Origin of the sequence: Polaromonas sp. OV174, from assembly GCF_900112285.1 — a bacterium.
In the GTDB taxonomy this organism is placed as follows: domain Bacteria; phylum Pseudomonadota; class Gammaproteobacteria; order Burkholderiales; family Burkholderiaceae_C; genus Polaromonas.
This window is the reverse complement of record NZ_FOKZ01000030.1, coordinates 1-26,761: the sequence shown is the minus strand read 5'-3', so window position 1 is coordinate 26,761 and position 26,761 is coordinate 1. Positions and strand designations below refer to the sequence as shown.

The window sequence follows — 26,761 nt, the reverse complement described above, 5'->3', positions numbered from 1 at the left end:
CAAGGGGAAACGCCATGAAAGCATCGCCATCCACGCCTGTGACCTCTGCAAGCGATCAAGCCCCTATCGACCACTTGCGGTTTCATCGTCCCCATGCCCACCTGGTGCCCACATTTGGCGAGGACAGATTTGCGCTCAAGGCCGAAGCGTTTGCGCGTTTCTTTGGAACGCCGACCTTCCTGGGGGCGCAGACGCTGATCGTGGCGCTCTGGATTGGCGCCAATGTGGCCGGTTTCGTGAAGTTTGATGTCTATCCCTTCATTCTTCTGAATCTGGCTTTCAGCCTGCAGGCGGCCTATGCGGCGCCGCTGATCCTGCTGGCCCAGACACGTCAGGCGGCGCGGGACAAGGCGCACGCCGATGCCGATGCCCAGCACCGGGAGGCCCTGGCCAGTGCCAATGAGCAGCGTCAGGCGATTGCCGCGCAAAACGCGGCGCAAGTCCTGGCCTTGCTTGAGCAAAATACCCGGCTGACCGAGCTCATCAAGCAGTTGACCGAGCGTATCGAGGCGCTGACGGTGGAGATGCACGGCCGCCTGACGCAGCCAGACGCCAAACCCTAGCCACGGCCTGAGGCGCTGGCCTCAAATCGCGATCGGGTCGACGTCTATGGCCCAGCGCACCAGGCTTTTGAACTCGCCCTGCTTGCGCGTTTCAGCCAGCAAGGGCTGCCAGGCCGTCAGGAAGCGCTGCAGCGCCGCCCGCGAGGGGCTTTCCACCAGCATCTGGGCGCGTTCGATATTGGCCACGCGCTGTATCGTCATGGGCACGGCCGGGTAGGGCGTGACATTGTCATGGCCCGGCAACTGCCGCTCCTGGGCAGCTGCGGCGGCGGCGTTCAGAAAGCCCTGGGCCACCGCCTGCTCCCTGGCCTCGGCGCGCAGCAGGGCGGAGTAGCCAAAAGGCGACATGCCGGCGGCGCGGCGCTCGGCCAGCTCCTGCTCCGCAAAGCCTGGGTAGTCGTGCCGCTTGAGCGCCTCGAACAAGGGGTGTTCGGGGTGAAAGGTCTGTACCCACATTTCGCTGGCGGCACTGTGCCTGGCATCGCGGCCAGCCCGGCCGCCGACCTGCATCAGCAGGCTGAATAAGCGCTCGGGCGCGCGGAAGTCGCTGGAAAACAGCGCGCCGTCCGGGTTGATGGCGGCCACCAGCGTGATGTGGCGAAAGTCGTGGCCCTTGGCAATCATCTGCGTGCCGACCAGTACATCGACTTCGCCGGCATGCACCTGGGCCAGCTGCGCCTGCAGCGCTCCCTTGAGGCGGGTGCTGTCGGCGTCTATGCGGGCGATGCGCACGGCCTCGCCATCGGGCCGCTGCACGCCGGCCAGCAGCTCGGCCAGGTGCTCTTCCAGCCGTTCGGTGCCGCGGCCCACGGGCGCGATATCTATGTTGCCGCAGCTCGGGCAGGCGCGCGGTACGCGCTCGGAGAAGCCGCAATGGTGGCAGCGCAGGCTGCGGTCTATCTTGTGAAAGACGCGAAAGGCGCTGCAATGCGGGCACTCGCTTTTCCAGCCGCAGTCGTGGCAGGCCAGCACCGGGGCGTAGCCGCGCCGGTTGAGGAAAATCAGCGACTGCTCGCCGCGCGCCACGCGCCGGGCGATGGCGTCGAGCAAGGGGGGCGCAATGGTGCAGTACTTGGGCTGGTGGTTCATGTCCACGCGCCGCACTAGCGGTAGGCCCCCACGTTCGCCCACTGCCTGTGGCTCTCTGCCCCCCGCGGGGGCGCTGTGCCTGCGGCCCGGCAAAGCCGATTCCGCGGCCCCTGCTGGTGGATTCGCGGGCGGCCGGGCGGAAAACTGCGGCGCTTGCGTCTCAATGGGTGATAAAGCGCCGATACGTTCGCTCATGCTCAGGCGCTGGTAGCGGCCGCTGAGGGTGGCTTGCCAGCTTTCCAGCGAAGGCGTGGCCGAACCCAGCATGACACGGCAAGCCATGGCCCCCACGCTCGCCACTGCGTGTGCTTCGCTGCCCCCCGAGGGGGCGCTGCGCCTGCGGCCCGGCAAAGCCGGTTCCGCGGCCCCGGCCGGTGGATTCGGGGGCGGCGCGGCGGAAAATTGCGGGCCGGCGTTTTCACTTTCCAGCTTGGCGCGATAGACCGCCAGATCGCGCGCCGAGTAGCGCGCGCCTTCTTGCTGTTTGTAGCTGGGGTCGTGTTCCTCATCGACCACGATCAGGCGCAAATTGGGCAGCGAAGCCAGCACCGCCATGCGCGTGCCCAACACCAGCCTGGCTTGGCCGACATGCGCGGCCAGCCAGCTTTTCAGGCGCTGGGCCGGCGTCAGGCCGCTGTGCAGTGCCACCACCCGTTCCTTGCCCAGATGGGCAAAGCGTTCCTCAAAGCGGGCCTGCAACTGCGGCGTCAGGTTGATTTCGGGCACCATCACCAGCACTTGCGCCGTCGGGTCTTGCTCCAGCACCTTGGCGGCGGCGCGCAGATAGACCTCGGTTTTGCCGCTGCCGGTCGCGCCAAACAGCAGGGCCGGCCGGCTATCAGCATCAAATTCGGCAATGGCCCTTATCTGCTGTGCGCTAAGTGCTATTAAATCAGTAGTGTCTTGGGGCCGACTGGTGTCTTGCACCGGCCGTTTGAGGCGGCGCGCCAGCTGTACGCCAGTGAGCTCGCGCAGTTGCGGCGGCAGGGCGGCCAGCGCCACCTCGCCCAGCGAGCGCTGATAGTAGCTGGCGGTAAAGCCCACCAGCCGGCGCCAGGTCGCCGACAGCGGGCTCAGGCCCTCAAGCACGCCGGCGATGGGGCGGATCTGCATGTCGGACAGGCCGCCGTCTTCGGGCTGCCCATCCCAGACCACGCCCAGCACCTCGCGCCTGCCCAGGGGCACACGCACCAAGGTGCCGGGGCACAGCGGCAGCTCACTGGCATAAGTCAGGGGCCCGGCGATGGCGCTGTGCGCCGGCGTGGCGACGACGACCTGTAGGCAGGTCCTCATTGAGGGCTGCCAGTTAGGAGTACTTCTTCCGTACTACATCCAGATATGACGCTAAGCCCTTGATTCGTCAATGATTTACAGATCTTCACATTTTCTGTGGATAACTTTGTTGATAGCTTGCCTGTCAAGGCTTCCAGGCCTTGTAAATCAAGGCTTTCTCTAGATTGCCTGGAAAAAAAGCAATTTAAAGAAGCCTTATAAATCAACAGCTTACGATCGCTATGGCTTTGATAGCGCGGTGCCCGCTGCAAGCCGCGTAATGCGGCAGTGCAGCAAGGATTTTGTGCATAAGTCTGGACGGACAGGCCGGCTAGTGTGTTAGTCATGCTTGAAATCAGGCCGAAATCAGCCCATTTCTGGCCTGGCAGACCCGGCTCAGAGCCGGGCTGCGCGCATGCTGCGAGAGTGAGCGTGCACTGCTTTAACCAGTGCTTCGACACTTTCGGGCGGCGTGTGCTGGTTGATACCGTGGCCCAGATTGAAGATATGGCTGGGTCCGGTCTGGCTGGCATCGGTATGGGGCTGGCCAAAGCTGTTCAGCACCGCCGCCACTTCGGCCTCGATCTGGGCCGGGTTGGCAAACAGCACATTGGGGTCCAGATTGCCTTGCAAGGCCTTGGCGCCAGGGCCGTTCTCGCCGACGCGGGCGCGTGCCTGCGCCAGGTTGACGGTCCAGTCCAGGCCCAGCACCTCGCAATCCAGGGGTTTCATGCTTTCCAGCCACTGGCCGCCGCCCTTGGTGAACACCAGGCGTGGGATCTTCACGCCGTTGTGCTCGCGTTTGAGCTGGGCCAGCACGCGCTCGGTGTAAGCCAGGCTGAACTCATGGAAGGCCGCATCGGCCAGCACGCCGCCCCAGCTGTCAAAAATCATCACGGCCTGGGCGCCGGCCTCTATCTGCATGTTCAGATACAGCGCCACGGCGTCGGCGTTGGTGGCCAGAATCTTGTGCATCAGGTCGGGGCGCTGGTACATCATGGTCTTGACCAGGCGGTAGTCGCTGGAGCCCGCGCCTTCGACCATGTAGCAGGCCAGCGTCCAGGGGCTGCCGGAAAAGCCGATCAGTGGCACCCGGCCGTTGAGCGCCTTGCGGATGGAGGTGACGGCGTCGAACACGTAGCGCAGCTTGTTCATGTCGGGCACGGCCAGCTTGGCCACGGCGGCTTCGTCGCGCACCGGCGTGGCGAACTTAGGTCCTTCACCGAGCGCAAACGACAGGCCCAGGCCCATGGCGTCGGGCACGGTCAGGATGTCGCTGAACAAAATGGCGGCGTCCAGCGGGAAGCGCTCCAGCGGCTGCAGCGTCACTTCGGTGGCGTAGTCGGTGTTGGTGGCCAGACCCATGAAGCTGCCGGCCTGGGCGCGCGTGGCGCGGTACTCGGGCAAATAGCGGCCGGCTTGGCGCATCAGCCAGACGGGGGTGTAGTCGGTCGCCTGGCGCCAGCAGGCACGCAGGAAGGTGTCGTTTTGAAGAGGGGCAAACATGGCTAGATTGTCTCAGGTGTTCGGACCTGCCTGTCAACGCCCGCTCATCGCCGATTTGCGCCGTGGGTGTGAACAGGCCCTAGGCGTGGCCTGGTTTCGGCTCTACCATGGAGCCAGGTTTGGGCTTCACTCTAAAAGGGTACGACCATGCGCATGAATGACCAGGAGTATTTCCGCAGCTGCATCGCCAAGGAACGGCATCTGGCGCAGCTGCTGGGCCACCAGCATATTGAGGAATGCTATGAAAGCGCGGGCACCTTATGGGACAAGGCCCAGGCCCTGCCAAAGTGGACGCGTGACTGGCAAGCCTGCGGGCCGCTGATGACCGAGTACCGGATTGCGCTGGCGTACGCGCAGGCTGACGATGTGGAGGATGGGAGCGGTGAAGGCGCTGCTGGCGACGTCGTCAGTGCCGGCGCCACCACGGTCACGCTGTCCGACCACCCCAGTCGCGATAGGGCCGTGATGTATGCCATCGTCAAGGAAGTCATTCACCGGCTAGAGCACCACCATGCGGCCCGGCCCGAGCAGGCCGCGCCGCTGCATCCGCATCCCTAGGCCTCAGGCCGCCTTGGCGTCGGCCAGAGGATGGCGCAACAGCAGGCGCTCCAGCGCATTCAAGGCCTCGAATGAGGCGGCAAAGTCGGCGAACAGGACTGTGTTGTCGGGCGCTGCGGCCTGGCCGCGCCAGTCGGCGCGAAACTGCTCAAAGATGTCGCCAAAGCTGCGCTGCCCATCGATCAGGCGCAGGATTTGCGGCCCGTATTTGCCGGGGTTGACCATGACAGACACGCCGCTGTGCTGGTGCCTGAGCATGAAAGGCTGGCCGCGCTGGCTGTCAAACACCTGTGCAGCCATCTCGCCGGTCAGCGGCTCATGGTAGAAAAATGGGATGTAGTCGGCGTCGCCGTAGGGCGCGGTGCAACTGGCGTCGCGGGTGACATAGAGCGAGTGCGTGATGATGTCGCCAATCATCAGCTCGGCCATCTCATACTGCTGGCGGCGCGGCAGGCGGCGCAGCTGTGCGGCCATGGCCGGCGGCTTGCTGCCCAGCACCATGTGCGGCAGATAGGGCGAGCGGCCGCGCTGCACATCGCTGAAGGCCAGGTGCAGGCCATGGCCTTGGGGGCTGTCGCTGCCCAGCCAGTCAAACAGCTCGCCCACGCTGTAGGAGCGGTCTTGCGAGTGCAGCAGCAAATCGTAAATGCCGGCGTCGCCCGCCTTGTGGTCGTGGTGCAGCGCTTCGCTGCGCGCAAACCAGTTGCTGGCCGGCAGGCTGGCCAGCATTTCGCGGGTGTTGGCGATCTTGCGCGTGTCGTCGGCCTCCTGGCTATTGACCAGGCGCATCAGTTGCTGCATCTGGTAGACGCCGGTGCGGCCTGTGGTGGCGTACAGCATCAGCCCGATGGCGCCGTCTGCCTTGAGCACGCTGCGCAAGGCCTTGAAGCCCAGATCGGGGTCGGCCAGATGGTGCAGGACGCCGCTGCAGTTGATGTAGTCGAAGGCTTCGAGCTGCAGGCCGGGCAGGTTCAGCAGCGAGTCATGCACCCAGCTGATGTTGCTCAGCCCGCGGATCTCGGCCCGTCTTTTGGCAATCGCAATGCTGGCCTGGCTCATGTCCAGATGCACGATGTGCGCGTCGGCCGCGCCAATGGCGCGCAGCTGCTCGGCTAGAAAAATCGTCGCGTCGCCGGTGCCGCCGCCCGCCACCAGCGCCCGGAAGCCGTTTTGAAACGACTGCCTGCCGGCAAAGCAGTAGTGGTTGATCATGGGCAGGTCTTCCAGCCAGGTCAGCACCAGGCGCCGGTGGTCGTCCTCCGGATCGCAGGGCGGGTAGGGCAGGGCTTCGTACTGGCTGCGAACCTGGGGCAGGTAGTTGTCTGGCATGGGCATCTCAAAAAGTGAGCGGGTAAGCGGGTCAGGGTTGGCCTGATTTTCAGGCCTGATTGTCCATGGCTTGCCGGCTTGAGCCCCATTCGCTGTCAGGGTCTTTTCCCGCCCCTGCGCTGCTGCTGCGGCGTAAACTGAAGATGCACGCGGCACGTTCCGCGCTGCGTTGCTGTACGGACCATCCGTCCGTGGCTTTCTCCAAGGAGCTTGCCATGTCAATTCCCTCCCCCTTATCCAGTTACCTCGAGCAGCGCGGCACGCTTTACGAGGTCTGCCCTCATCCTCACAGCCGTACCAGCTTCGAGACCGCCCGCAGCGCCCATGTGCAGCCCAGCCAACTGGCCAAGTCCGTGCTGCTCGAAGACGATGCGGGCTGGCTTATGGCGCTGATCCCGGCCGACAAGACTGTGATGGTGGGCGAGCTGGCGCGCCAGCTTGGCCGCAAGGACCTGCATCTGGCCCACGAAGACAGCATTGGGATGCTGTTCGATGAGTGCGAGCGTGGCGCCATCCCCTGCGTGGGCATGGCCTGGGGCATAGAAACCGTGGTCGATGACGAGCTAGAAGCCTGCGAGGTGGTGTACATGGAAGGTGGCGATCACGAGCGCCTGCTGCGCCTGTCGCACGACCAGTTCCATGCGCTGATGCGTTCGCAGCCGCACGGGAGCTTTAGCCGGACCCCCATGCATTGAGCCGGCTTGCCACCTTGGGCCGGCGCGGACTCAGGCCTGCGCCGGCAGCAGGCCGCTGGACAGCAGCACCCGGTGGTCAACCTTGATGCAGTGATCCTGCACCACCAGCAGGCCGGCCGCTTCGGCCTTGGCGGCGGCGGCGGCATGGCGGATGCCCAGTTGCATCCAGACTCCCTTGACGCCCAGGCTGATGGCGTCATCCACGATGGGCGGAATGTCTTCGCTGTTGCGAAAACAGTTCACCAGCTCGATGGCTTCGTACTGCGCCGCTTCCAGCAGCGTGGCATAGGCTTTTTCGCCCAGCACCTCGGTGGCATTGGGATTGATGGGAATGATGCGGTAGCCGTGGCCCTGCAGATAGCGCGCCACATCAAAACTGGCGCGGTGCGGCTTGGGCGACAGCCCCACCACGGCGATGTTGCGGCAATGCCCGAGCAGGAAGGGAATGCGCTGGGCGGCGGGGACGGGGTTCATGGGGCTTCCCTTCAAAAATGCGGCAACAAAGTGTCAAAGTTTGGCCAACTCGGCCCTGACATCATCCACCGAAAGGATCTCCGACAACACCACGGGGGCACGGCCGGCTTTGTAAATCACATACACCGGCACGCCGCTGCGGCCCAGCTGGCCCAGCGCCGCCGTCACTGCCGGGTCGCGGCGGGTCCAGTCGGCGCGCAGCAGGGCCACCTTTTTGGCGTCCATATCGGCCAGCACCGCTTCATTGGAGAGCGTGGTTTTCTTGTTGTACTGACAGGTCACGCACCAGGCGGCGGTGAAGTCGACAAACACGCTCTGGCCTTGCGCCGTCAGTTGCTCGACGCGGCCGGGCTCCCAGTTTTGCCAGCGGGCCGACGCGGCGCTCGTCGGGGTGCTCGCCATTTTGGTGATGTTTGGGCCAATCGCCCAGAGGCCGAGCGCCAGGAGTGCTATTGAAAACGTAGTAATCAGGGTGCGGGCCTGGCCACGCAAGCCAAAGGCCCAGATCGCCAGCGCCATCAGCACCAGCAGGGCCAGCAGCGCGCCCGCGCCGTCTATGCCGCTTTGCTGGCCCAGTACCCAGACCAGCCAGGCCACGGTGGCAAACATCGGAAAGGCCATCAACTGCTTGAAGGTCTGCATCCAGGCGCCGGGGCGCGGCAGCAGGCGGGCCACGGCCGGCACGGCGCTGGCGGCCAGATAGGGCAGGGCCATGCCCAGGCCTATGGCGCCAAACACCGCCAGCGCCTGCAGCGCGGGCAGGCCGACGGCATAACCGAGCGAGGCGCCCATGAAGGGAGCGGTGCAGGGCGAGGCAATGGCGGTGGCCAGCACGCCCGACAAAAAGGCGTTCGTGGTCGGACTCTTGCTCTGCAGGCCGGCCAGGCGGCTTGGCAGCAGGCTGCCAAACTCAAACAGCCCCGCCAGGTTCAGGCCCAGCAGGGTAAAGAGGGCGGCCAGCGCCGCCACCACCACCGGGCTTTGCAGCTGAAAGCCCCAGCCGAGTTGCTCGCCGGCGGCGCGCAGGCCCAGCAGCAGGGCGCCCAGCGCCAGGAAGGACAGCACCACGCCCAGGGTATAGGCCAGCCCGGAGCGCAGGCGCGCGGCTTGACTATTCTCGTGCACAAAACCCACCACCTTGATCGCCAGCACCGGAAACACGCAAGGCATGAGGTTGAGGATCAGCCCGCCCAGCAGGGCGCCGAACAAGGCGGCCAGGAGGCTCAGGGAGGTGGCGGATGGTGCGGCGGCGGGCGCTGGCGCATCGGTTGCGGCATTGGCGCGCAAGGCGGCTTCCAGGGCGGGCGGCACCACGGCCAGGGGGGCCACGGCCGGCCATGTGCCCCGGACCGGCGCGTCTATGAGGTAGGCCTGCTCCTTGTAGGCCACGACCAGCGGCAGTTGCGTCGGGCTGTCGCTGCGCTGGCCGGACATGGGCAGCTGCGCCGTCCACAGCGCGCCTTCCCAAGCCTGCTGCCAGGGCGCGGCGGGCTCTATCACGCTGCCGGTTTCGGGGTATAGCTCCAGGGTTTTGCCTTGCAGGGCTGGCGGCAAGCCGGCCAGCGAGACCTTGAGCGACTGGCTGCCGGCATCGACCTGGACCTGGCTGGTACCGGCCGGCAGCGGCTTGGGCGTGGCCTCGAAGGCGGCCTGAAAGGCCTGGCCATGGCTGGCCGTGGAGCTTTTCACCGGAATGCTGAGCGCGAATTCACCTTCTTGCGGAATGCATTCCTTGCGGCAGATCAGCCAGGCGGCCTTGAGCTTGATGTCCAGGCGCGAGCCGCTAAAGCCGGGCGCCACCGCGAGCGGCACCGGCAGCAGCACGGTGTTTTCGTAGCCATAGTTGGCCAGCGTGCCCACCGGTATTTTTTTCGGTGTGGGCCAGGCAATCTCGCCCGCCGTGATGCCGGCCGGCAGCTGCCACTCCAGCAGCGTGGGCAGGCCGGAATCGCCGGAATTCTTCCAGTAGGTGTGCCATTCGGGCTGATGCGCCAGTTGCAGCCCCAGCCAGACCGGCTTGCCGGCCTCCACGCCCTCGGGCGCCCAGGCCAGCAGTTCGGCGCGCACCTGCTCGGTGCTGACCACCGGGGTGTTGCTGCTGCCAGCGCCTGATGCCAGCAAGTTTATTGAGCTATTTTGGGCGTTTGCCGTTGTAAACAGGGCGCATGAAGCTATTAAAACAGTAGCGAGGAAGGTGGAAAATACGGGGCGCTGGGATTTCATGATGGAAGTGTGAGCGGGCAGCGGGGGCAATAGTTCCGAAAGGGCTGGCTGGTGGCGCGTAGGGCGCCTGCCCTGACGACGGGCCAGCTCCGATAATAGGGGCTATGCCACCCATCGCTTGCCCCATTGTTATTGCCACCCTGAACGCCAAGTACATTCACGCTTCGCTGGGCCTGCGTTATCTGCTGGCCAATATGGACAAGCATGGCGGGCCGGGCTTGCGTGAGCAGACCCAGTTGCGCGAGTTCGTGATCCAGCAGCGCCCGACGCAAATCGTCGAAGAGCTGCTGGCGCTCAATCCCCGGGTCATAGGCCTGGGCATTTACATCTGGAATGTGGTGGAAACGACCCAGGTGGTGCGCCTGCTGAAAACCCTCAGGCCTGACATCAAGATCGTGCTGGGCGGGCCCGAGGTCAGCTACGAAACCGAGAGCCAGGAAATTTGCCGCCTGGCCGACCACGTGGTCACCGGCTGGGGCGACGTCAGCTTTCCCAGGCTGTGCCGGGCCTTGCTGCACGGTCCCCAGCCGCTGATGAAGGTGATTGCCGGCGAGCAGCCGGCCCTTGGCGAACTGGCCCTGCCCTACGGCGAGTACACCGGCGAAGACCTGGCCAAACGCCTTTTATATGTCGAGGCCTCGCGCGGCTGCCCCTTCAAGTGCGAGTTCTGCCTGAGCTCGCTGGACAAGACGGCCTGGGCCTTTGACCTTGATCTGTTCATGGCCGAGATAGCAGCGCTGTACCGGCGCGGCGCGCGCAACTTCAAGTTTGTCGACCGCACCTTCAACCTGAAGGTGGAGAACTCGGTGCGCATCCTGCAGTTTTTCCTGGACCGCATGACGGACGAGGCGGGCGCGATCCAGGCCGCCCCCGATTTATTCGTGCACTTCGAGGTCGTGCCCGACAGCCTGCCGGAGCGGCTCAAGCAGCTGATCCGACAGTTTCCGGCCGGCTCGCTGCAGTTTGAGGTCGGCATACAGAGCTTTAATCCCGAGGTGCAGCAGCGCATTTCGCGCAAGCAGGACAACGCCAAGACCGCCGAGAACCTGCGCTGGCTGGTCAGTGAAAGCCAGGCCCATGTGCATGCGGACCTGATTTTTGGCCTGCCCGGCGAAACACTGGAAAGCTTTGCCGACGGCTTCGACCGCTTGCACGAACTGGCGCCGCACGAGATCCAGTTTGGCATCTTGAAGCGCTTGCGCGGCACGCCCATCACGCGCCACACGGCCGAGTTTGCGATGGTCTATGACCCGCAAACGCCCTACACCATTTTGCAAACCTCGACGATTGATTTCGCCGGCATGCAACGCATACAGCGCTTTGCCCGCTACTGGGAAATGGTGGCGAACTCGGGGCGTTTTGCGCTGGGGCTGCAGCTGCTATTGGTACCGGGTTCGGCCTTCCATCACTTTCTGAGCTTCAGCGACTGGCTCTGGAACACCACCGGCAAGACGCATGAGTTCGCGCTGGAAAAGCTGGTGGATTTGCTGTTTGAGCATTTGACGGCCGTGCGTGGGATGCCTGAGAACGAGGTGCGCGCCGCCTTGCTGGCCGACTATGTGGCCAGCGGCGCGCGTGCCAGGCCTAAATGCCTGGCCGAACTGCTGGACGCCAGTCGTATCGCCTTGCCGCGAGCGACGACCAAACAGCGCGCCGAACGGCAAGGTCGGCATCTCAGCCAGCAAGTTCACCGTGATGAGATTCAGAAGGCGGCTGCTGCGGCTTGATGTGGTTTGTTGGTCTGGTGAATGGTGGTGTAGACGGCTATTGAGTTGATCTTTGGTGGGTTTTTCTGAGGGTGGAGGCCGGGGGTAGCCCGGCGGCTACTTACTTTCTTTTGCTTCGCCAAAAGAAAGTAAGCAAAGAAAAGGCGACCCTGCTGTCTGCGACCCTGCGCTTCGCTACGGGCACCCTGCGGTGCTCGGTCCAGTCGGGGTCTCGTGCAAACTCGCCTGCGGCTCAGACAAGCACGAGCCCTGATCCGTCTGGCCCTGCGCTCCTCGGCGCAGCCAGAAGGGCTTATACAAACAGCCAAATACGCAGAACGCGCTTTGCGCGTTCTGCTCCCCGATTCCGATTTCTTTTCCCCCAACCCGTCCTGGCTGGGCCGAGCAGCGCAGATGGAGGCGGGATCAGGGCCGCAGTTGTTTGAGCGAAGCGAGTTCTGCGGACCCCCGCCGGAGTCGAGCAGCGCAGGTTGCCCGAAGCGAAGCGCAGGGACCCAGACTGCGGGTCGCCTTTCTTTTGGGTACTTTTCTTTGGCGAAGCAAAGAAAAGTGCCTCGCCCGCCGGGGCGAGACCCGGCCAGCCATCCTCAGCAAAACCAACTTGCTATCAATTAAATAGCGGCTTGCGACCGTCCCAATTGCCCTAGATGCCAAAACAATCAAAAATTCAAAGACAAGCCCCGGAATAGCCTGAAAATACCTTCATGTCCTCTGCGCCACCCAAACTCACTGCCCCGTCCCGCTTCTGGGCCGACCTGAAAAGCCCCGACTTTTCCGGTCTTGACCTGGCTCGCTGTATCGCCGTGCTGCCGGTTGCGGCCATAGAGCAGCATGGCCCGCACCTGCCGCTCAATGTCGATGCGACCCTGGTTGATGGGGTGGTGACGGCGGCCCTGCCGCATCTGCCGGCAGATTTGCCGCTGTTGTTTCTGCCCACGCAATCGGTCGGTTTCAGCCCCGAGCACACGCGCTTTGCCGGCACGCTCACCTTGAAAGCTGAAACCATCATCCGGCTCTGGACCGAGCTGGCCGAGTCTGTGGCGGCCACTGGCGTCAAGAGGCTGGTGCTGCTCAATTCGCACGGCGGCCAGGTGGGGCTGCTCGATGTGGTGGCGCGTGATCTGCGGGCGCGCCTTGGCATGCTGGTCTACAGCGTGAACTCCTTCAACCTGCCATTGGGCGATGCGGTCACGGGGCTGTTCAGCGCGCATGAGCACCGCTTCGGCATTCACGCCGGCGAGATCGAAACCTCCATGATGCTGGCGCTCAAGCCTGAACAAGTGGACATGGCCAAGGCGCAGAGCTTTCATTCCACCTCGCAGGACCGCTCTGAGAGGTTCAGCATCCTGGGGGATGGCCGCAGTGCCAAGCTGGCCTGGCAAATGCAGGACTACAACCCGCAGGGCGCGGTCGGCAATGCCGCCGCCGCGAGCGCCGAAAAAGGCCGGGCGCTGCTGGACGCCATGGGCCGCAGTTTGGCGCTGCTGCTGCAGCAGGTAGACCAATTGCCGGCCGATACGCTGAGTCAGCACACCGCGTTCTGACTGCCGGGCGTATCGTCCATCTCAAAAAACCAAAGCCCCCAGCTGGCGGTAACCTGCTGGGGGCTGTGTGCTGTCAGGCGGGCCGGTAAGTCCGCTGCCATGACTGAAAGTATCCGCCAGAGGGGCTGGAAGGATTTGCTTGATTTGCTGCTTAATTTCTGAATTGAAGATAAATATTCTTTAAATTGAGAAAATTCAGATAAATTATCCAAATGGATTTATTTGATCGAAAAATTCTTCAGGTCTTGCAGGCCGACTCGCGCACCAGCCTGCAAGACATCGGCCAGGCCGTCGGCCTGAGCCCATCGCCGTGCTGGGGCCGCATCAAGAAGATGGAAGAGGCCGGGGTGATAGAGGGCTATACGGTGCGCCTCAATGCCCAGGCGCTGGGTCTGGGTGACACCGTGATGGTGCAGGTCACGCTGGACAGCCACTCCGACAACACGCTGGAGAAGTTTGGTGAAACCCTGGCCGCCATTCCCGAGGTGATAGAGGCCTGGCTGCTATCGGGCGAATACGACTATTTGCTGCGCATCGCCGTGCATGACACCAAGGACTATGAGCGGCTGCTGCGCGAGCGGCTCTACAAGATCAAGGGCATACGCCACAGCAAGTCCAGCTTTGTGCTGCGCACGCTGAAAAAAGCCGACCTGCCGCTGCTGCCGGGCTGAGCCGCAGCCGCAACCCGGAACTTCGGCTTTTTTGTGGGAGGCCCAGGTGGGCTTAACCCAGGGCGAGGGGCTTGCCCGTGCTGGCGCCCGTGTGGTGCGTGCCGTTCGGTCCGTACAGCGGCTGGGTCTTGGCGTGCAGAAAGCTGATGGCTTGCCGGGTGTAGTCCAGATGGGTGTGAATCATCACGCCATTGCGGTGATTCCGCTCATGGGCCTGCGCCGCGAGGTCGCGTAAATCCCGCCAGGCTTTCTGCATGGCCTCTCCGCCAGCGGCGACGACCGCCTCGGCACCGCTGCGGCCAGCCGGATAACCCAGGGTCTCTTGCTCTATCTCGCGTTGACGGCTAAAGAAGGTGATCTGGTCGGCCAGTCGCGACTTGCGATCCACCAGCCCGGGCAGTTTGGCGAAGTCGCCATGGGTCATGGCCTCGGCTTCCTGGTCCAGCAGTTCGAGAAAATCCCCGATCGCCGCGTGTTCCCGGGTCAGGTGATTGAGCAGTAGCTGGCTCATGGCGCTTTGGGATTCAGCAAGTCCTGCACGGTAGCCAGCAGGCCATCGGCAATTTTGGCGGGATTGATCTGATAACGACCGGCGCTGATGCTCTCGCGGATTTCGGCAACGCGGGCGGCATCAAAATCGCCATGGGTCGATGGCAGCAAGGGAGTCGGCGAGGACGCGCGCGGCTGGCCAGCCGCAACGGGCAGCGCCTGGGTCAGCTCGCTGGTGCCGTCCTTGGCCGCCACCGGGGCTGGCGTGGTTGCCACTTTTTTAATAAAAGTAACGTTCTGATCGATTTTCATGATGGTTTCCTCGGGGACTCTCTTCGCTATAACGGCGCTTCAGGTCGAAACTTTAGGCTGGCGCAGCAAACTGGCCAAAATCAATTCGACCGTTCCACGCTGCCGTCCGGGCGAACGATGCCGCTGAGCACTTGCCCACTCTGCATTTTCACCTGAACAAGGGCGCCGACGGCCGCATGGGTCATGGCCTTGCCTTCGCCGCTGACCATATAGCCGGCGCCTTGCGTCAGCACTTTGACGGTTTGCCCTTGCCGCAGCAGAAACACCTCGCGCAGCAATTCCCGCCGTATCGGCATGCCCGAGGCGATACGGTTGGAGGCGATCACGCCGTTCAGTTGTGCCGGGTCGACGACAACGCTGTGAGGCAAAAGGGTGAGGTCGCCTTCGCGCATCTCGGTATCGCCTGGCGCTAGCGCTTGACCCGCGTCTATGGCGCGCGCCGCGACATAGTAGCTGCCCTGCACGGCGATGTAGGCCTGCACATAGCGGATCCATGGCGGGCCGCTGTTGCAGCGCACGCCCACCGACACCTTGCCCCACAAACGCGCGCCGCTGGGTAAAAAGGGCTCGGCGGTTTCGCAGGGCGGCAGCTCGCCAGAGCGCGGCGTGCTCAAGCTGATGCTCACCTTGCCCGGCAGGCCCGCCGTCTGACGGACTAGAAACTGCTCTATCACCGGCGCCACCTTGCCGCTCAGCGGTGCGGCGCCGTGCGCTGGCGTTGCCAGTACGGCCGCAGTCGCTAGGGCCATGAGCAGGACGGCCGACGCCTGCCTGTGCAGTGAGATGTGCGTGGACATTTGCAGGGCTCTCTTGTGAAAAATAAACACGCCCAACACGCCTTTGTTCGCATCGGTCGGCGGCGCTGTCGCGCCCCTCGCGTAGCTGCATTTTAGAAAGCTCAAGGCCGGCACCTCGGCTTGAACTGGCGGGCAATCCGGGCGCTGTTCGGCCTATGGAAATCGTCGACTCAAGGCTTTAATTCCTTTTGCTGAGCATCCGCGAAAAGCGTTGAACTGGACCTTGAAAGTCCATCTGTTCAGGCGATTGTTTGGGGGGGGCCTGCCTAAAATTGTTTTCAATCAAAGATGCCTGGTCGGCCAGGCCAGCGATGTGAATTAAGGCGACGGAAAAATGATCGACAAGCTGGATTCTGCCCTCCGCTTCCATCAGGAGGCGATCAACCTGCGCGCCCGTCGGCAAGAGGTCTTGTCGGCCAATATTGCCCATGCGGACACGCCCAACTTCAAGGCGCGCGACTTCGAATTCAGCAGCGCCCTGACGCAAGCGGTGGAGCGCGGCAGGCAATCCCAATCCGTGTCGCTGGCGACCACATCCTCCCGGCACTTGCCCGGTGAGGCGAGCGCGGCTGGCAGTGCGGATTTGATGTATCGAACACCCAATCAGTCAAGCCTGGACGGCAACACTGTGGAGATGGATGTAGAGCGCGTCAATTTTGCCGATAACGCCCTGCGCTACGAAGCCAATCTGACGATTCTTGGCGGAAAAATCAAATCGCTGCTGTCGGCGATACAGCAGTAACTATCCGGAGTCAGCACGTGCCGTTTTCCAATCATTCAGTGGGTATTTTTGACATTGCGGGTTCCGCCATGACGGCGCAATCCCAGCGCATGAACACCACCGCCAGCAACCTGGCCAACGCCGACAGCGTCGCCGGCCCCGATGGCCAGCCTTATCGCGCACGTCAGGTGGTGTTCGAGATGGCGCCGTCCGGCGGTTCGGATATTGGTGGCGTCAGGGTGGCTAGGGTCATGGAAGATCCATCGCCCCTGCGCATGGTGCATGACCCCAAGAATCCGCAAGCCAATGCCGAGGGTTATGTCGCCATGCCCAACGTCAATGTCGTCGAGGAAATGGTCAACATGATCTCTGCCTCGCGCTCCTACCAGGCCAATGTCGAAGTGCTCAATACGGCCAAAACCATGATGTTGAAAACGCTGTCGATCGGGCAGTAAACCGTCGACCTACTAATTACCGGAAAGATTTTTTATGGCAGTGAATGGCGTGAACGCAACGAAAGACACCAGTGGGCTGGGTGCGTTGAACCCTGGCGGAACCACGGGTGCAGAGAGTGAGCAGCGCTTTCTGAAGTTGCTGGTCTCACAACTCAATAACCAGGACCCTCTCAATCCTCTGGACAACGCGGAACTGACGTCGCAGTTGGCGCAAATGAGCACGGTCAGCGGCATTGAAAAACTCAATGCCGCGTTTCAGTCGCTGCTTGACCAGAGTGGGACCAACCAGGTCTTGCAGTCCGCGGCCTTGGTGGGGCGCCAGGTGCTTGTGCCGGGGTCTGACCTGAAGCTTGAGGCGGGCAAGGAGATGCCGTTTGCGATTGAGACGCAAGGCGCGGAGTCGGTGAAGGTCACTATCACCAATGCAGCCGGAGAAACGGTTCGCACTTTTGATTTGGGCAGTTTGTCAACCGGTCTCAAGACGCTGTCGTGGGATGGCCTGGCCGATGACGGATCCGTGGCGGCTGAAGGGGGCTACACCATCAGCGTGAAATCCATGAGTGGGGATGTGGCGGTGCAATCCCGTGCGCTGACCTATGCGGCGGTGACGAGTGTTGCACAGGGTCCCCGCGGTGTTGAGCTTGATCTGGGGGCTGGCCGTATCGCCACCCTCGATGACGTTCGTCTGATTCTTTAAATCTGAGTCTGGGCCGCAAGTGGCGGCTTCTCTCTAAACCTTAATTTCACAAGAAGGACATACCATGGGTTTCGCACAAGGGGTGAGCGGTCTGAATGCCGCCGCCGCCAACCTCGACGTCATCGGCAACAACATTGCCAACTCGGGAACATTTGGCTTCAAGTCGGGTGGCGTGCAGTTTTCTGACGTCTATGCGGGTTCGAAAATCGGCCTCGGCACCAAGGTCTCAGGTGTGGTGCAGAACTTCACCGCAGGCTCCATACAAACCAGCACCCGGGCACTGGACCTGGCCATTCTTAACGGTGACGGTTTTTTCCGGCTGGCCAGTGCCGGCGGCGAGATCGCCTACACCCGCAACGGCCAGTTCGACATGGACAAGGACGGCTTCATCGTCAACTCGTCCGGCTTGCGGCTGACGGGCTATCAGGTGGGCGCCAACGGTGCCGTGGCCGGTGGCAGTCCTGCGCCGCTGCAATTGCCCACGGCCTCCATGCCGCCAAGTTCAACCAAGAATATCACGGCCCAGTTCAACCTTAACTCGGGCAGCAAAGCGCCGGGGGTCCCCTTCAATGCCTCCAACTCGGAGACCTACAACTATGCCAACTCGGTCACGGTCTATGACTCGCTGGGCAACTCTCATGAGTTGACGACCTACTTCGTCAAAGACCCCGCGCCGGCCATCAACTCATGGACGGTTTACGCGACGGCCGATGGTTGGCCGCTCGATGGCACCACCGGCGCCAAGGTAGCGCCAGATGTCGTCGATCCGACCAAGCCTGCCAATGGTGGTCTCAGTTTCGGCCAGGCCGCCTTTGATTCGAACGGCGCATTGGCAGTCAATGCGGGTGTCATTGTCAACCCACCCAACGGCAAGATGGATTTCGGCACTCTTGACTTTGGCAATGACTCGTCGCCCATGGTCTACAGCATGGACTTCACCGGCACCACCCAGTTCGGCAGCCCCAATGACGTCAAGAAATTGACCCAGGATGGCTACACGGCGGGCGTGCTGAGCGCCATTGCCATCAATGAAGACGGCACCATCACCGGCAAGTACTCGAACGAGCAGCCCAGGACGCTGGGCCAGGTGGTGCTGTCATCCTTTGCCAATCCGACCGGATTGCAATCCAAGGGCGACAACGTCTGGGCGGAGACCGCCGTATCCGGCCAGCCTTTGACGGGAACGCCTGGCGCCGGCACCAAGCTGGGTGGCCTGGCTTCCGGCGCGCTGGAAGCCTCCAACGTCGATCTGACTTCCGAGCTGGTCAACCTGATCATTGCTCAGCGCACCTACCAGGCCAACTCGCAGACGGTGAAGACGCAAGACCAGGTGATGCAGACCCTGATCAATATGCGCTGATGGCGGCATGGCTCGCCGGGACGGCGAGCCCATGTGACAAGTCAATCAAGAAAATCAAGGAAACGTATGGACCGGATGATTTATGTCGGCATGACTGGTGCCAAGCAAGCGCTGGAGCAACAAGCGGCGGTGGCCAACAACATGGCCAATGTATCGACGCCCGGTTTTCGTGCCCAGATCAACAGCTTTCGCGCCGTGCCTGTGGTGGGCCAGGAGGCCACCACGCGCGCCATGGTGGTTGCCACCACGCCGGGCGCCGACATGCGTGCCGGCCCCCTGACTCAAACCGGCCGAGCGCTGGACGTGGCCGTCCGCGGCGATGGCTGGCTCACCGTGCAGATGGCCGATGGCAGCGAAGCCTACACCCGCGTGGGCAACCTGCAAGTGGGTGCAGACGGTCAGTTGCTGACCATGGACTCGCGGCCCGTGGTGGGTGAAGCCGGTCCCCTGGTGGTGCCACCGGGTTCGTCTCTGACCATTGCCGATGATGGTGTGGTCACGGCGATTGGCGCGGGCGATCCGCTCGTCGGTGCGGCAGAAGTCGGGCGTTTGAAGCTGGTCAACCCGCCGGCCGGGGATATGGTGCGCGGTGACGACGGGCTCTTTCGCATGCAAGCCGGCGCAGAAGCTGCGCAAGCCGATCCTGCGATGCGCGTGCTGACTGGCGCGCTGGAGGGCAGCAACGTCAATCCCGTGGAGGCCATGGTCGACATGATTGCCAATGCGCGGCGTTTTGAAATGCAAATGAAGACCTTGCAGACGGCCGAGAGCAACGACCAGCAAGCGAACAAGTTGCTGTCAAGCAGCTGATCAACCCATTACCGACTCTCCTTGAGTTGAATGAACACGGCTTAGGCCATCCCGCAGGAGTTTTCCCATGATTCGTTCCCTATCCATCGCCAAGACGGGTCTTGATGCCCAGCAAACGCAGCTTGATGTGGTTGCCAACAACCTGGCCAACGTCGGCACCACCGGCTTCAAGCGCAGCCGCGCCGTGTTTGAAGACCTGATGTACCAGAACATGCGTCAAAGCGGTGGGCAGACTTCCGATCAGACACGTCTGCCTTCAGGCCTGCAGCTGGGAACCGGGGTTCGCATCGTCGCCACCGAGCGCATTCACACCCAGGGCAATCCGACCAAAACCGAGAACGCCAAAGACGTCGCCATCAATGGCGACGGCTTCTTTCAGGTGCTGATGCCGGACGGCTCGACCGCCTACACCCGCGACGGTTCATTCCAGTCGGATGCCAATGGCCAGCTGGTGACCGCCAGCGGCTTTCCGGTCCAGCCAGCCATCACCATTCCGCAAAACGCCACCAGCATGACCATTGGGCGTGACGGCACGGTATCGGTCGTTCAGGCCGGCAACACCGCCAGCGTGCAGATTGGGCAGATCCAGCTGGCGACCTTTCTCAATGCAACCGGTTTGCAAAGCAAGGGCGAAAACCTGTATGTGGAGACCGATGCGTCCGGCGGCGCCAACCAGACAGCACCGGGCCAGAACGGCGCCGGCATACTGGCCCAAGGCTATGTCGAGTCATCCAATGTCAACGTGGTTGAAGAGCTGGTCAACATGATCCAGACGCAGCGCGCGTACGAGATCAACAGCAAGGCGGTGCAGACTTCTGACCAGATGCTGGCTCGCCTGGCCCAGCTGTGATGCGTCGGCTGTTGGTGGGCGATGGCGCTGTATGGCTGCTGCTGGCGGCCAGCCTGCTGCTGGGCGGTTGTGCCCAAGTTCCGCGCGAGCCGCTGGTGCAGCAGCCCATGAGCGCGCGTGCCGACATGCCGCAACGCCCCGCACAGGCCGCGAACGGGTCGATTTATCGCGCCGGCTTCGGCGCGCAGGCCTTGTTTGAAGACAGGCGCCCGCGCCATGTGGGTGACATCCTGACCATTGTGGTGAGCGAAAACATCAATGCCAGCAAGAATTCAGCCGCCGATGTCAGCCGCAGCGGCAGCGCCAGCTCCGCACTGGCACTGGTTCCCAAGCTGATTGACGGCCTGATTAACAGCGACCTGGACGCCAGTGCCAGTGGCAAAAATGTCATGAGCGCCAAAGGCGGGGCCAACTCCAGAAATACCTTCAACGGCGTGATCACCGTCACGGTGGTGGAAGTCCTTGGCAACGGCAATCTGCTGGTCAGCGGAGAAAAACAGATGCTGATCAATCAGGGCACCGAGTTCATTCGCTTCTCCGGGGTGGTGAATCCGCGCACCGTGGGCGGGAACAATACCGTGGCTTCAACCCAGGTGGCTGATGCGCGGATTGAATACAGCGCCAAAGGCTATATCGATGAAGCACAGACCATGGGCTGGCTTCAGCGCTTCTTCCTCAATGTGCTGCCGTTCTGATCATGCAAGCTAAATCCATTTCGCTCCAACACCGTCACCCGGCAATATCGGCGGCCATCCAATTTGGCATGCGCCTGTGCCTGCTGCTGGCGGCCTTGATGGCCCTGCCTTCGCAGGCCGAGCGCCTGAAAGACCTGGCCAGCATTCAGGGCGTGCGGGACAACCCGCTGATAGGTTACGGCCTGATGGTCGGCCTGGATGGCAGTGGCGACCAGACCATGCAGACGCCCTTTACCACGCAGAGCCTGAGCAACATGCTGGGGCAGCTTGGGGTGACCGTGCCTCCAGGCACCAATATGCAGTTGAAAAATGTGGCGGCAGTGATGGTGACGGCGACCTTGCCGCCGTTTGTCCGGCCGGGGCAAAACATCGACATCACCGTATCGTCCATGGGCAATGCCAAAAGCCTGCGCGGTGGAACCTTGCTGATGACGCCCTTGAAAGGAATTGATGGCCAGGTGTACGCACTTGCCCAGGGCAATATGGTGGTCGGAGGCGCGGGCGCATCGGCCAATGGCAGCCAGGTCAAAGTCAACCAGCTCAGTTCCGGCCGGATTCCGGGCGGCGCCATTGTCGAGCGCGCCGTGGAGTCCACTTTGGGCGGGGACGGCACCTTGATGCTCGAATTGAATAGCACTGATTTCGGCACGGTTCAAAAGGCCGTGGAGGCGATCAACCGGAATATGGGGCCGGGTACTGCCACGGCGCTGGACGCCCGGGTGATACAGGTCAGGGCGCCGGCTCTGCCCGAAGAGCGTGTCGGCTTCCTGGCTCGCATCGAAAACATCGATGTCGCTCCGGCGCAGTCGGCGGCCAAGGTGGTCATCAACGCGCGCACCGGTTCGGTCGTCATGAACCAGAACGTCCGAGTCAATGACTGCGCCGTGGCGCACGGCAATTTGTCGGTGGTGATCAATACCGAGCCCGTCGTCAGTCAACCCAATCCGCTTTCCGGCGGCAAAACCGTGACGGCCCAACGCTCGCAGATCGAGCTCAGTCAGGGCGGAGGCGCCCTGCAGGTGGTGCGCGGCGGCGCTTCGCTGGCCGATGTGATCAAGGGGCTCAACAGCCTGGGGGCCAATCCGCAAGACCTGGTGTCGATTCTGCAGGCCATGAAAGCAGCCGGCGCCCTGCGTGCCGAACTCGAAATTATTTAAGGTAAGCCATGAGCAGCTCGGGTCTTCCAAGTCTCAATAGCATGACAGCGCCACCCGCTGGCGTGCTTGACCAGCGTTTGTCGCTGGACGTGCAAGGCGTTGACGCCTTGCGACGCACGGTCAGAAGCTCACCCGAGGAGGGCATGAAACAGGCCTCCAAGCAGTTCGAGGTGATGTTCATGCAGATGATGCTCAAGAGCATGCGCGAGGCCACACCATCGGACGGCATGTTTGGTGGCCAGCAGGAGAAGATGTACACCTCCATGCTGGATCAGCAGCTGTCGCAGAATCTTTCCGGTCGAGGCCTTGGTCTGGCCGAGGCCATGCTCACGCAGCTCAAGCGCACGATGGGTAGCGAGGCCGACAAGCAGAGCTCTCCCGCCGGGCTGCCGGCCAAGTCTTTTCCTCTGGATGCCACCAAGCCGCTTCCCAATGCCATGCCGGCGTCAACGCGTGCCACTGACCTCTCGTTTTACGAAGCCGCGACGGGGCAGGCGACGCTGAGTCGGAGTGCCTTGCCGCAAGCGCATGTGGAGCAGTTCGTGACACGCATGCTGCCCGCGGCACAGCAGGCCAGTCAGGCCAGCGGCGTGCCGGCGCAGCTGATCATGGCGCAGGCTGCCCTGGAGTCGGGTTGGGGTCGGCGCGAAATTCGCGCTGAAGACGGAAAAACCAGTCATAACCTGTTCGGCATCAAGGCCGACAAAGGCTGGAAGGGGCCGGTGGTTGAGACCACCACCACCGAATACGTCAACGGCGTCGCCCAGAAAACACAGGCCAGCTTTCGCGCCTATGGCTCTTATGAAGAAGCATTTTCAGACTACGCCAAGTTCCTCACCACCAACCCGCGTTATGCCAACGTGTTGGCGACACAAGACCCGGCCGAAGCCGCTCATGGTCTGCAGCGGGCCGGCTATGCCACCGATCCGCAGTACGCCGGAAAGCTGGTTCGCATCATGAAGCAGATGAGCTAGTTGCGGCGTGAAGAAAGCCATGAAGAAGTCCAGTCGTCAGTGCTGCAGGTGAGCGAGTCTGCTGTGCTGCAACCTATTTTCTGAGTACTTGTTATGTTGGAAAACGAATCTCTGATCGGTTTGGGCGCGCTGTATGAAGGCATGCTGAATCTGGTCGAGAACCCTCCCGCCTGAAAGCCCGTCATTCGCGATCCGCAGCATTTTTCTAGGAATCTCCATGTCATTCGCAAACTTGAAAATAGGCACACGCCTTGGTCTCGCCTTCGCCCTGATTCTTGTGATCATGGCCGTCATTCTGGGCCAGGGCTTGAGCTCCATGAGCAGTGTCCAATCTCGCTTGAACCTCATCGTGGACGAGTACAACGCCAAGAGTTTCGCGGCCAATGAGATGGTTGACGGCTTTAGGGACATCTCCCTGATCGTCAGCACCATCGTGCTGCTGGAGGACGAGGCGGCCATGCTGGAGCAAAAGAACAAGCTGACGGCAACCCGCGAAAAATACGGCAAGGCCAAGAAAGTACTGCTCAGCATCCGGATGGACGAGAAGGAAAAAGAACTTCTCGAAAAGCTTGATCAGTCCATCAAAGCCGCCTCTCCCCTTGTGAACCAGGTCGTCGAGCTAGGGCTGCAAAACAAGAACGCAGAGGCTCTTGAGTTGCTGATGAAGCAGTCCGCTCCGGCCACGCGCCTGGCCATTGGCGTCATCGATGAACTTGTGAGCTATGAACGGGGTATGGTTGAACATGCCTCCGAGCAGGCCAAGGCCGATTACGTCAGCGCACGCACCCTGATGCTGGTGCTCGGTGGTTTGGCAATCGCGCTGGGTGCGCTGGTGGCTTGGTTCATTACCCGGTCTATCACCGGGCCGATCAATGATGCGGTGAAGGTAGCCGAGACTGTGGCCAGCGGCGACCTGACCTCAAGAATCGAGTCCAGTGCAAGCGACGAAACCGGTCAGCTGATGCACGCCCTCAAGGCCATGAACGACAGCCTGGCCAAGGTGGTGGGCGAAGTCCGTCTGGGCACGGACACCATAGCCACGGCATCCAGCCAGATCGCCGCCGGCAACCAGGACTTGTCCTCGCGCACCGAAGAGCAGGCCAGCTCGCTGGAAGAGACCGCTGCCTCCATGGAAGAGCTGACCTCCACCGTCAAACAAAATGCCGACAACGCCCGCCAAGCCAATCAGCTGGCGGTGTCCGCCTCCAGCGTCGCCGTGCGCGGCGGTAGCGTGGTGTCCCAGGTGGTGGACACCATGGGTTCCATCAATGCGTCCTCCCGCAAGATCGTCGACATCATTGGCGTCATCGATGGCATTGCTTTCCAGACCAACATCCTGGCGCTGAACGCCGCCGTGGAAGCGGCGCGGGCCGGTGAGCAGGGCCGAGGCTTTGCCGTGGTCGCAGCAGAGGTGCGCAACCTGGCGCAAAGAAGTGCGGCAGCGGCCAAGGAAATCAAGACCTTGATCGATGACTCGGTCAGCAAGGTCGAAGAAGGCTCCAGTCAGGTGGCCGAGGCCGGCAAGACCATGGACGAGATCGTGGACAGCGTCAAACGCGTGACCGACATCATGGCCGAGATCACCGCCGCCAGCCAGGAACAAACCTCGGGCATAGAGCAGATCAATCAAGCCATCACCCAGATGGACCAGGTGACGCAGCAAAACGCCGCCCTGGTGGAAGAAGCCGCTGCGGCCGCGCAATCGCTGCAGGAGCAAGCCAGCGGCCTGTCTCAGGTGGTGAGCGTGTTCAAGCTGGGCCAGGAGCCCTTGGACTACAGCAGTAGCCACCGGGACAGCTCGGCCCCGGCCAGGCGCGCCACTCCCCAGCAGCCGCCCTCGGTCAAGCCGGCGATTGCCGCGCCGCAGCGCAAGCGCACAGCCAAGGCGGCAGCACCCCGGCAACTGGTCGCCGCCACCCCTGCTGGAGCCGGCGACTGGGAAGAGTTTTAAGGGCTGGCGTTTTAACGCCCTGCGCAGGACGCGTCCTCACGGCCAATCGACGTGTGGGCTGCGTGCTGAGTCAAGGGTTCATGTGAATCGTTTAAAGGAGTGCTCATGCACGCGACAACAAGCAATCCCCATTCATCCATGGCCTCGGAGATGTCCAGAGGTGCTGGCGCCACCAAGGCGCTGGAATTTCTGTCCTTCACCTTGGGCCAGGAGGAGTACGGCATTGACATCCAGAAGGTGCAGGAGCTGCGCGGCTATGACGCGGTGACCCGCATCGCCAATGCGCCCGAGCACCTCAAGGGCGTGGTAAACCTGCGCGGCATCATCGTGCCCATCATTGACATGCGCATCAAGTTCAATCTTGGCACGCCGAACTATGACCAGTTCACGGTCGTGATCATTCTGAACATCGCCAACCGCGTCATGGGCATGGTGGTCGACAGCGTGTCGGATGTGATCACCTTGACACCCGAGCAGATCAAGCCGGCTCCCGAGATGGGGGCGGTGCTTGACACCGAATACCTGATCGGTCTGGGCACGCTGGACGAGCGCATGCTGATTTTGGTGGACCTGGAAAAACTCATGTCCAGCGCAGAGATGGGGCTGATCAGGGAACTGACGACTTGAATCAAGCACAAGGGGCGACAGCCGCGCTCAGCGGAGATGCTCTTGTAAAGGCATTATTAGATGGGACATTCGCGTGAAACTTAGAACCAAAATGATCGCCGTCATGGCGTTGGTCGTCACCTGCTTCACCCTGGCCATTGGCGTTGCCTTGTCAGGCATGCAGAATGCAAAAAGCCAGTTTGAGAATTTTCTCGAAAAAGACCAGGCACTTCTGCAGGCAGGAACCAATATGTATGCGCAGGGCTTGCAGATGGGGCAGGCTTTGCGCAACATTGTCCTCGACCCTGCAAACAAGCTGGCCCATGACAACCTGAATGTCGCCAGCCGCGAGTTCAAGGTCGCTCACCAGACGGCGCTGACGTTGGCCAGTGGCGATGCGCCAACTCTGAAAATCTTGCAAGAGGTGGGTGAACTGCGCGAACGGCAGGCGCCTTTGCAGGCAAAAATTGTCAGCCTTTCAGTTGGAGATATGAGCGAAGCCATGCGCGCTCTGAATACGGAAGAAACACCGGTCTGGCGCGAGATGCGAGTGCGCTTGCAGGAGTTCGTCAAGGTGAAAAATGCGGCAGCAAAAATCACCGAAATAGAGTTGAAGGCTTTTACGAAAAAGATGCTGGTCGCCAGCTTGGTTCTGGCAGCCATGGCCATACTTTTGGGTGGCGGCATCACCGTCTGGTTGACCGGCAATGTCATGAGGCAGCTCGGTGGCGAGCCGGATGCTGCGGCAGCGATTACCGGGAAAATCGCCGCCGGCGATTTGACGGTGTCTATAGCCACCGCGGCTGAGGACAGAACAAGCTTGCTGTTTTCCATCAAGACCATGCGCGACAGCCTGGTCAAGATAGTCGGCGAAGTGCGCCTAGGCACAGACACCATAGCCACGGCATCCAGCCAGATCGCCGCTGGCAACCAGGATTTGTCGTCCCGCACCGAAGAGCAGGCCAGCTCGCTGGAAGAAACCGCCGCTTCCATGGAAGAGTTGACCTCCACGGTCAAACAAAATGCCGACAACGCGCGCCAGGCCAACCAGCTGGCGGTGTCCGCCTCCAGCGTCGCCGTCAAGGGCGGCAGCGTGGTGTCCCAGGTTGTGGACACCATGGGCTCCATCAACGCCTCCTCGCGCAAGATCGTCGACATCATTGGCGTCATCGATGGCATTGCTTTCCAGACCAACATCCTGGCGCTGAACGCCGCCGTGGAAGCGGCGCGGGCCGG

Annotated in this window: 28 protein-coding genes; 18 read left to right on the top strand and 10 right to left on the bottom strand. The window is 62.2% G+C overall.

The window, feature by feature from the left end:
• Positions 1–14 precede the first annotated feature (14 nt).
• Positions 15–563, top strand: coding sequence for a DUF1003 domain-containing protein (locus tag BM160_RS19555; protein WP_092007842.1), 549 nt, complete (start codon positions 15–17; stop codon positions 561–563).
• Positions 564–584: 21 nt separating this feature from the next.
• Here BM160_RS19555 and priA read toward each other — a convergent pair whose 3' ends face one another.
• From priA to hemE, 3 genes are read right to left on the bottom strand one after another with little or no spacing between them, the layout of a single operon-like run.
• On the bottom strand, positions 585–2,945 hold the full coding sequence (priA, locus tag BM160_RS19550; RefSeq protein WP_092007841.1) for a replication restart helicase PriA: 2,361 nt from the start codon (positions 2,943–2,945) through the stop codon (positions 585–587).
• Positions 2,942–3,271 carry a hypothetical protein gene (locus tag BM160_RS22410; RefSeq protein WP_143093295.1) on the bottom strand — a complete coding sequence of 110 codons (330 nt, stop codon included), beginning with the start codon at positions 3,269–3,271 and terminating at the stop codon, positions 2,942–2,944. The genes priA and BM160_RS22410 overlap by 4 nt, the downstream gene beginning before the upstream one ends.
• A 49-nt stretch (positions 3,272–3,320) precedes the next feature.
• The gene (gene hemE, locus BM160_RS19545; RefSeq protein ID WP_092007840.1) at positions 3,321–4,430 is read right to left on the bottom strand and encodes a uroporphyrinogen decarboxylase; all 1,110 of its coding nucleotides are present in this window, start codon (positions 4,428–4,430) and stop codon (positions 3,321–3,323) included.
• A 147-nt stretch (positions 4,431–4,577) separates the two neighbouring features.
• On the opposite strand from hemE, the gene BM160_RS19540 reads away from it, so the two are divergent.
• On the top strand, positions 4,578–4,988 hold the full coding sequence (locus BM160_RS19540; RefSeq protein WP_092007839.1) for an aminoacyl-tRNA synthetase: 411 nt from the start codon (positions 4,578–4,580) through the stop codon (positions 4,986–4,988).
• Positions 4,989–4,991: 3 nt separating this feature from the next.
• Here BM160_RS19540 and BM160_RS19535 read toward each other — a convergent pair whose 3' ends face one another.
• On the bottom strand, positions 4,992–6,317 hold the full coding sequence (locus BM160_RS19535; protein ID WP_092007838.1) for a class I SAM-dependent methyltransferase: 1,326 nt from the start codon (positions 6,315–6,317) through the stop codon (positions 4,992–4,994).
• 215 nt (positions 6,318–6,532) lie between these two features.
• On the opposite strand from BM160_RS19535, the gene BM160_RS19530 reads away from it, so the two are divergent.
• Positions 6,533–7,012 (top strand): aminoacyl-tRNA deacylase, encoded by a 480-nt coding sequence (locus BM160_RS19530; protein ID WP_092007851.1) that lies wholly within the window; start codon positions 6,533–6,535, stop codon positions 7,010–7,012.
• Positions 7,013–7,042: 30 nt separating this feature from the next.
• Here BM160_RS19530 and BM160_RS19525 read toward each other — a convergent pair whose 3' ends face one another.
• On the bottom strand, positions 7,043–7,486 hold the full coding sequence (locus BM160_RS19525; protein WP_092007837.1) for a CoA-binding protein: 444 nt from the start codon (positions 7,484–7,486) through the stop codon (positions 7,043–7,045).
• A gap of 33 nt (positions 7,487–7,519) precedes the next feature.
• Entirely contained in the window at positions 7,520–9,709 is a 2,190-nt protein-coding gene (locus BM160_RS19520; protein WP_092007836.1) for a protein-disulfide reductase DsbD family protein, read from the bottom strand.
• A 104-nt stretch (positions 9,710–9,813) separates the two neighbouring features.
• Here BM160_RS19520 and BM160_RS19515 point away from each other — a divergent pair, with 104 nt between their 5' ends.
• Positions 9,814–11,436: a B12-binding domain-containing radical SAM protein gene (locus tag BM160_RS19515; RefSeq protein ID WP_092007835.1), complete on the top strand. Its 1,623-nt coding sequence runs from the start codon at positions 9,814–9,816 to the stop codon at positions 11,434–11,436.
• Between the two features lie 704 nt (positions 11,437–12,140).
• Positions 12,141–12,980, top strand: coding sequence for a creatininase family protein (locus tag BM160_RS19505; protein WP_092007834.1), 840 nt, complete (start codon positions 12,141–12,143; stop codon positions 12,978–12,980).
• On the opposite strand, the gene BM160_RS22405 is transcribed toward BM160_RS19505, so the two are convergent.
• Complete coding sequence (locus BM160_RS22405; protein WP_143093294.1) at positions 12,962–13,192, bottom strand: hypothetical protein; 231 nt, start codon at positions 13,190–13,192, stop codon at positions 12,962–12,964. The two genes, BM160_RS19505 and BM160_RS22405, sit on opposite strands and share 19 nt — an antisense overlap.
• Between BM160_RS22405 and BM160_RS19500 the strand changes: the two genes are divergently transcribed.
• Positions 13,193–13,651, top strand: coding sequence for an Lrp/AsnC family transcriptional regulator (locus tag BM160_RS19500; protein WP_092007833.1), 459 nt, complete (start codon positions 13,193–13,195; stop codon positions 13,649–13,651). It abuts the gene before it with no gap.
• A 52-nt stretch (positions 13,652–13,703) separates the two neighbouring features.
• On the opposite strand, the gene BM160_RS19495 is transcribed toward BM160_RS19500, so the two are convergent.
• From BM160_RS19495 to flgA, 3 genes are all read right to left on the bottom strand, one after another.
• Complete coding sequence (locus BM160_RS19495; RefSeq protein WP_092007832.1) at positions 13,704–14,162, bottom strand: flagella synthesis protein FlgN; 459 nt, start codon at positions 14,160–14,162, stop codon at positions 13,704–13,706.
• Positions 14,159–14,452, bottom strand: coding sequence for a flagellar biosynthesis anti-sigma factor FlgM (gene flgM / locus BM160_RS19490; RefSeq protein ID WP_092007831.1), 294 nt, complete (start codon positions 14,450–14,452; stop codon positions 14,159–14,161). The genes BM160_RS19495 and flgM overlap by 4 nt, the downstream gene beginning before the upstream one ends.
• A gap of 80 nt (positions 14,453–14,532) precedes the next feature.
• The gene (gene flgA, locus BM160_RS19485) at positions 14,533–15,249 is read right to left on the bottom strand and encodes a flagellar basal body P-ring formation chaperone FlgA (protein WP_092007850.1); all 717 of its coding nucleotides are present in this window, start codon (positions 15,247–15,249) and stop codon (positions 14,533–14,535) included.
• Between the two features lie 334 nt (positions 15,250–15,583).
• Between flgA and flgB the strand changes: the two genes are divergently transcribed.
• The 12 genes from flgB to BM160_RS23060 all read left to right on the top strand — a co-directional run.
• Positions 15,584–15,991 carry a flagellar basal body rod protein FlgB gene (gene flgB, locus BM160_RS19480; RefSeq protein WP_092007830.1) on the top strand — a complete coding sequence of 136 codons (408 nt, stop codon included), beginning with the start codon at positions 15,584–15,586 and terminating at the stop codon, positions 15,989–15,991.
• A gap of 38 nt (positions 15,992–16,029) precedes the next feature.
• Positions 16,030–16,425 (top strand): flagellar basal body rod protein FlgC, encoded by a 396-nt coding sequence (flgC, locus tag BM160_RS19475; protein WP_092007829.1) that lies wholly within the window; start codon positions 16,030–16,032, stop codon positions 16,423–16,425.
• A 49-nt stretch (positions 16,426–16,474) separates the two neighbouring features.
• Positions 16,475–17,122 (top strand): flagellar hook assembly protein FlgD, encoded by a 648-nt coding sequence (locus tag BM160_RS19470; protein WP_255369009.1) that lies wholly within the window; start codon positions 16,475–16,477, stop codon positions 17,120–17,122.
• Between the two features lie 64 nt (positions 17,123–17,186).
• Complete coding sequence (gene flgE, locus BM160_RS19465; protein ID WP_092007827.1) at positions 17,187–18,482, top strand: flagellar hook protein FlgE; 1,296 nt, start codon at positions 17,187–17,189, stop codon at positions 18,480–18,482.
• A 66-nt stretch (positions 18,483–18,548) separates the two neighbouring features.
• Entirely contained in the window at positions 18,549–19,292 is a 744-nt protein-coding gene (locus BM160_RS19460) for a flagellar basal body rod protein FlgF (protein ID WP_092007826.1), read from the top strand.
• 67 nt (positions 19,293–19,359) lie between these two features.
• The gene (gene flgG, locus BM160_RS19455) at positions 19,360–20,142 is read left to right on the top strand and encodes a flagellar basal-body rod protein FlgG (protein WP_092007825.1); all 783 of its coding nucleotides are present in this window, start codon (positions 19,360–19,362) and stop codon (positions 20,140–20,142) included.
• On the top strand, positions 20,142–20,837 hold the full coding sequence (locus BM160_RS19450) for a flagellar basal body L-ring protein FlgH (RefSeq protein ID WP_092007849.1): 696 nt from the start codon (positions 20,142–20,144) through the stop codon (positions 20,835–20,837). Before flgG ends, BM160_RS19450 begins: the two co-directional genes overlap by 1 nt.
• Positions 20,838–20,905: 68 nt before the next feature.
• A complete protein-coding gene (locus BM160_RS19445) occupies positions 20,906–21,994 on the top strand; it encodes a flagellar basal body P-ring protein FlgI (protein ID WP_177219080.1) in 1,089 nt (362 codons plus the stop codon).
• Positions 21,995–22,035: 41 nt separating this feature from the next.
• Positions 22,036–22,968, top strand: a complete 933-nt coding sequence (gene flgJ / locus BM160_RS19440; protein ID WP_092007823.1) for a flagellar assembly peptidoglycan hydrolase FlgJ — start codon at positions 22,036–22,038, stop codon at positions 22,966–22,968.
• A 217-nt stretch (positions 22,969–23,185) separates the two neighbouring features.
• Positions 23,186–24,919: a methyl-accepting chemotaxis protein gene (locus tag BM160_RS19430; protein WP_092007821.1), complete on the top strand. Its 1,734-nt coding sequence runs from the start codon at positions 23,186–23,188 to the stop codon at positions 24,917–24,919.
• Between the two features lie 138 nt (positions 24,920–25,057).
• On the top strand, positions 25,058–25,546 hold the full coding sequence (locus tag BM160_RS19425; RefSeq protein ID WP_092007820.1) for a chemotaxis protein CheW: 489 nt from the start codon (positions 25,058–25,060) through the stop codon (positions 25,544–25,546).
• 73 nt (positions 25,547–25,619) lie between these two features.
• A partial coding sequence (locus BM160_RS23060; RefSeq protein ID WP_304442241.1) for a methyl-accepting chemotaxis protein occupies positions 25,620–26,761 on the top strand: 1,142 nt, incomplete at its 3' end.

Bases quoted from the DNA above. Each gene is read 5' to 3' on its own strand.
- BM160_RS19540 (WP_092007839.1), top strand. From the start codon at position 4,578: ATGCGCATGAATGACCAGGAGTATTTCCGCAGCTGCATCGCCAAGGAA.
- flgG (WP_092007825.1), top strand. From the start codon at position 19,360: ATGATTCGTTCCCTATCCATCGCCAAGACGGGTCTTGATGCCCAGCAA.
- BM160_RS19530 (WP_092007851.1), top strand. From the start codon at position 6,533: ATGTCAATTCCCTCCCCCTTATCCAGTTACCTCGAGCAGCGCGGCACG.
- BM160_RS19555 (WP_092007842.1), top strand. From the start codon at position 15: ATGAAAGCATCGCCATCCACGCCTGTGACCTCTGCAAGCGATCAAGCC.
- flgB (WP_092007830.1), top strand. From the start codon at position 15,584: ATGATCGACAAGCTGGATTCTGCCCTCCGCTTCCATCAGGAGGCGATC.
- BM160_RS19445 (WP_177219080.1), top strand. From the start codon at position 20,906: ATGCGCCTGTGCCTGCTGCTGGCGGCCTTGATGGCCCTGCCTTCGCAG.
- BM160_RS19430 (WP_092007821.1), top strand. From the start codon at position 23,186: ATGTCATTCGCAAACTTGAAAATAGGCACACGCCTTGGTCTCGCCTTC.
- flgA (WP_092007850.1), bottom strand. From the start codon at position 15,249: ATGTCCACGCACATCTCACTGCACAGGCAGGCGTCGGCCGTCCTGCTC.
- BM160_RS19515 (WP_092007835.1), top strand. From the start codon at position 9,814: ATGCCACCCATCGCTTGCCCCATTGTTATTGCCACCCTGAACGCCAAG.
- BM160_RS22410 (WP_143093295.1), bottom strand. From the start codon at position 3,271: ATGACTAACACACTAGCCGGCCTGTCCGTCCAGACTTATGCACAAAAT.
- BM160_RS19500 (WP_092007833.1), top strand. From the start codon at position 13,193: ATGGATTTATTTGATCGAAAAATTCTTCAGGTCTTGCAGGCCGACTCG.
- BM160_RS19505 (WP_092007834.1), top strand. From the start codon at position 12,141: ATGTCCTCTGCGCCACCCAAACTCACTGCCCCGTCCCGCTTCTGGGCC.
- hemE (WP_092007840.1), bottom strand. From the start codon at position 4,430: ATGTTTGCCCCTCTTCAAAACGACACCTTCCTGCGTGCCTGCTGGCGC.
- BM160_RS19520 (WP_092007836.1), bottom strand. From the start codon at position 9,709: ATGAAATCCCAGCGCCCCGTATTTTCCACCTTCCTCGCTACTGTTTTA.
- BM160_RS19425 (WP_092007820.1), top strand. From the start codon at position 25,058: ATGGCCTCGGAGATGTCCAGAGGTGCTGGCGCCACCAAGGCGCTGGAA.
- flgJ (WP_092007823.1), top strand. From the start codon at position 22,036: ATGACAGCGCCACCCGCTGGCGTGCTTGACCAGCGTTTGTCGCTGGAC.
- flgM (WP_092007831.1), bottom strand. From the start codon at position 14,452: ATGAAAATCGATCAGAACGTTACTTTTATTAAAAAAGTGGCAACCACG.
- flgE (WP_092007827.1), top strand. From the start codon at position 17,187: ATGGGTTTCGCACAAGGGGTGAGCGGTCTGAATGCCGCCGCCGCCAAC.
- BM160_RS19535 (WP_092007838.1), bottom strand. From the start codon at position 6,317: ATGCCAGACAACTACCTGCCCCAGGTTCGCAGCCAGTACGAAGCCCTG.
- BM160_RS19495 (WP_092007832.1), bottom strand. From the start codon at position 14,162: ATGAGCCAGCTACTGCTCAATCACCTGACCCGGGAACACGCGGCGATC.
- BM160_RS19525 (WP_092007837.1), bottom strand. From the start codon at position 7,486: ATGAACCCCGTCCCCGCCGCCCAGCGCATTCCCTTCCTGCTCGGGCAT.
- priA (WP_092007841.1), bottom strand. From the start codon at position 2,945: ATGAGGACCTGCCTACAGGTCGTCGTCGCCACGCCGGCGCACAGCGCC.
- BM160_RS19450 (WP_092007849.1), top strand. From the start codon at position 20,142: ATGCGTCGGCTGTTGGTGGGCGATGGCGCTGTATGGCTGCTGCTGGCG.
- BM160_RS19460 (WP_092007826.1), top strand. From the start codon at position 18,549: ATGGACCGGATGATTTATGTCGGCATGACTGGTGCCAAGCAAGCGCTG.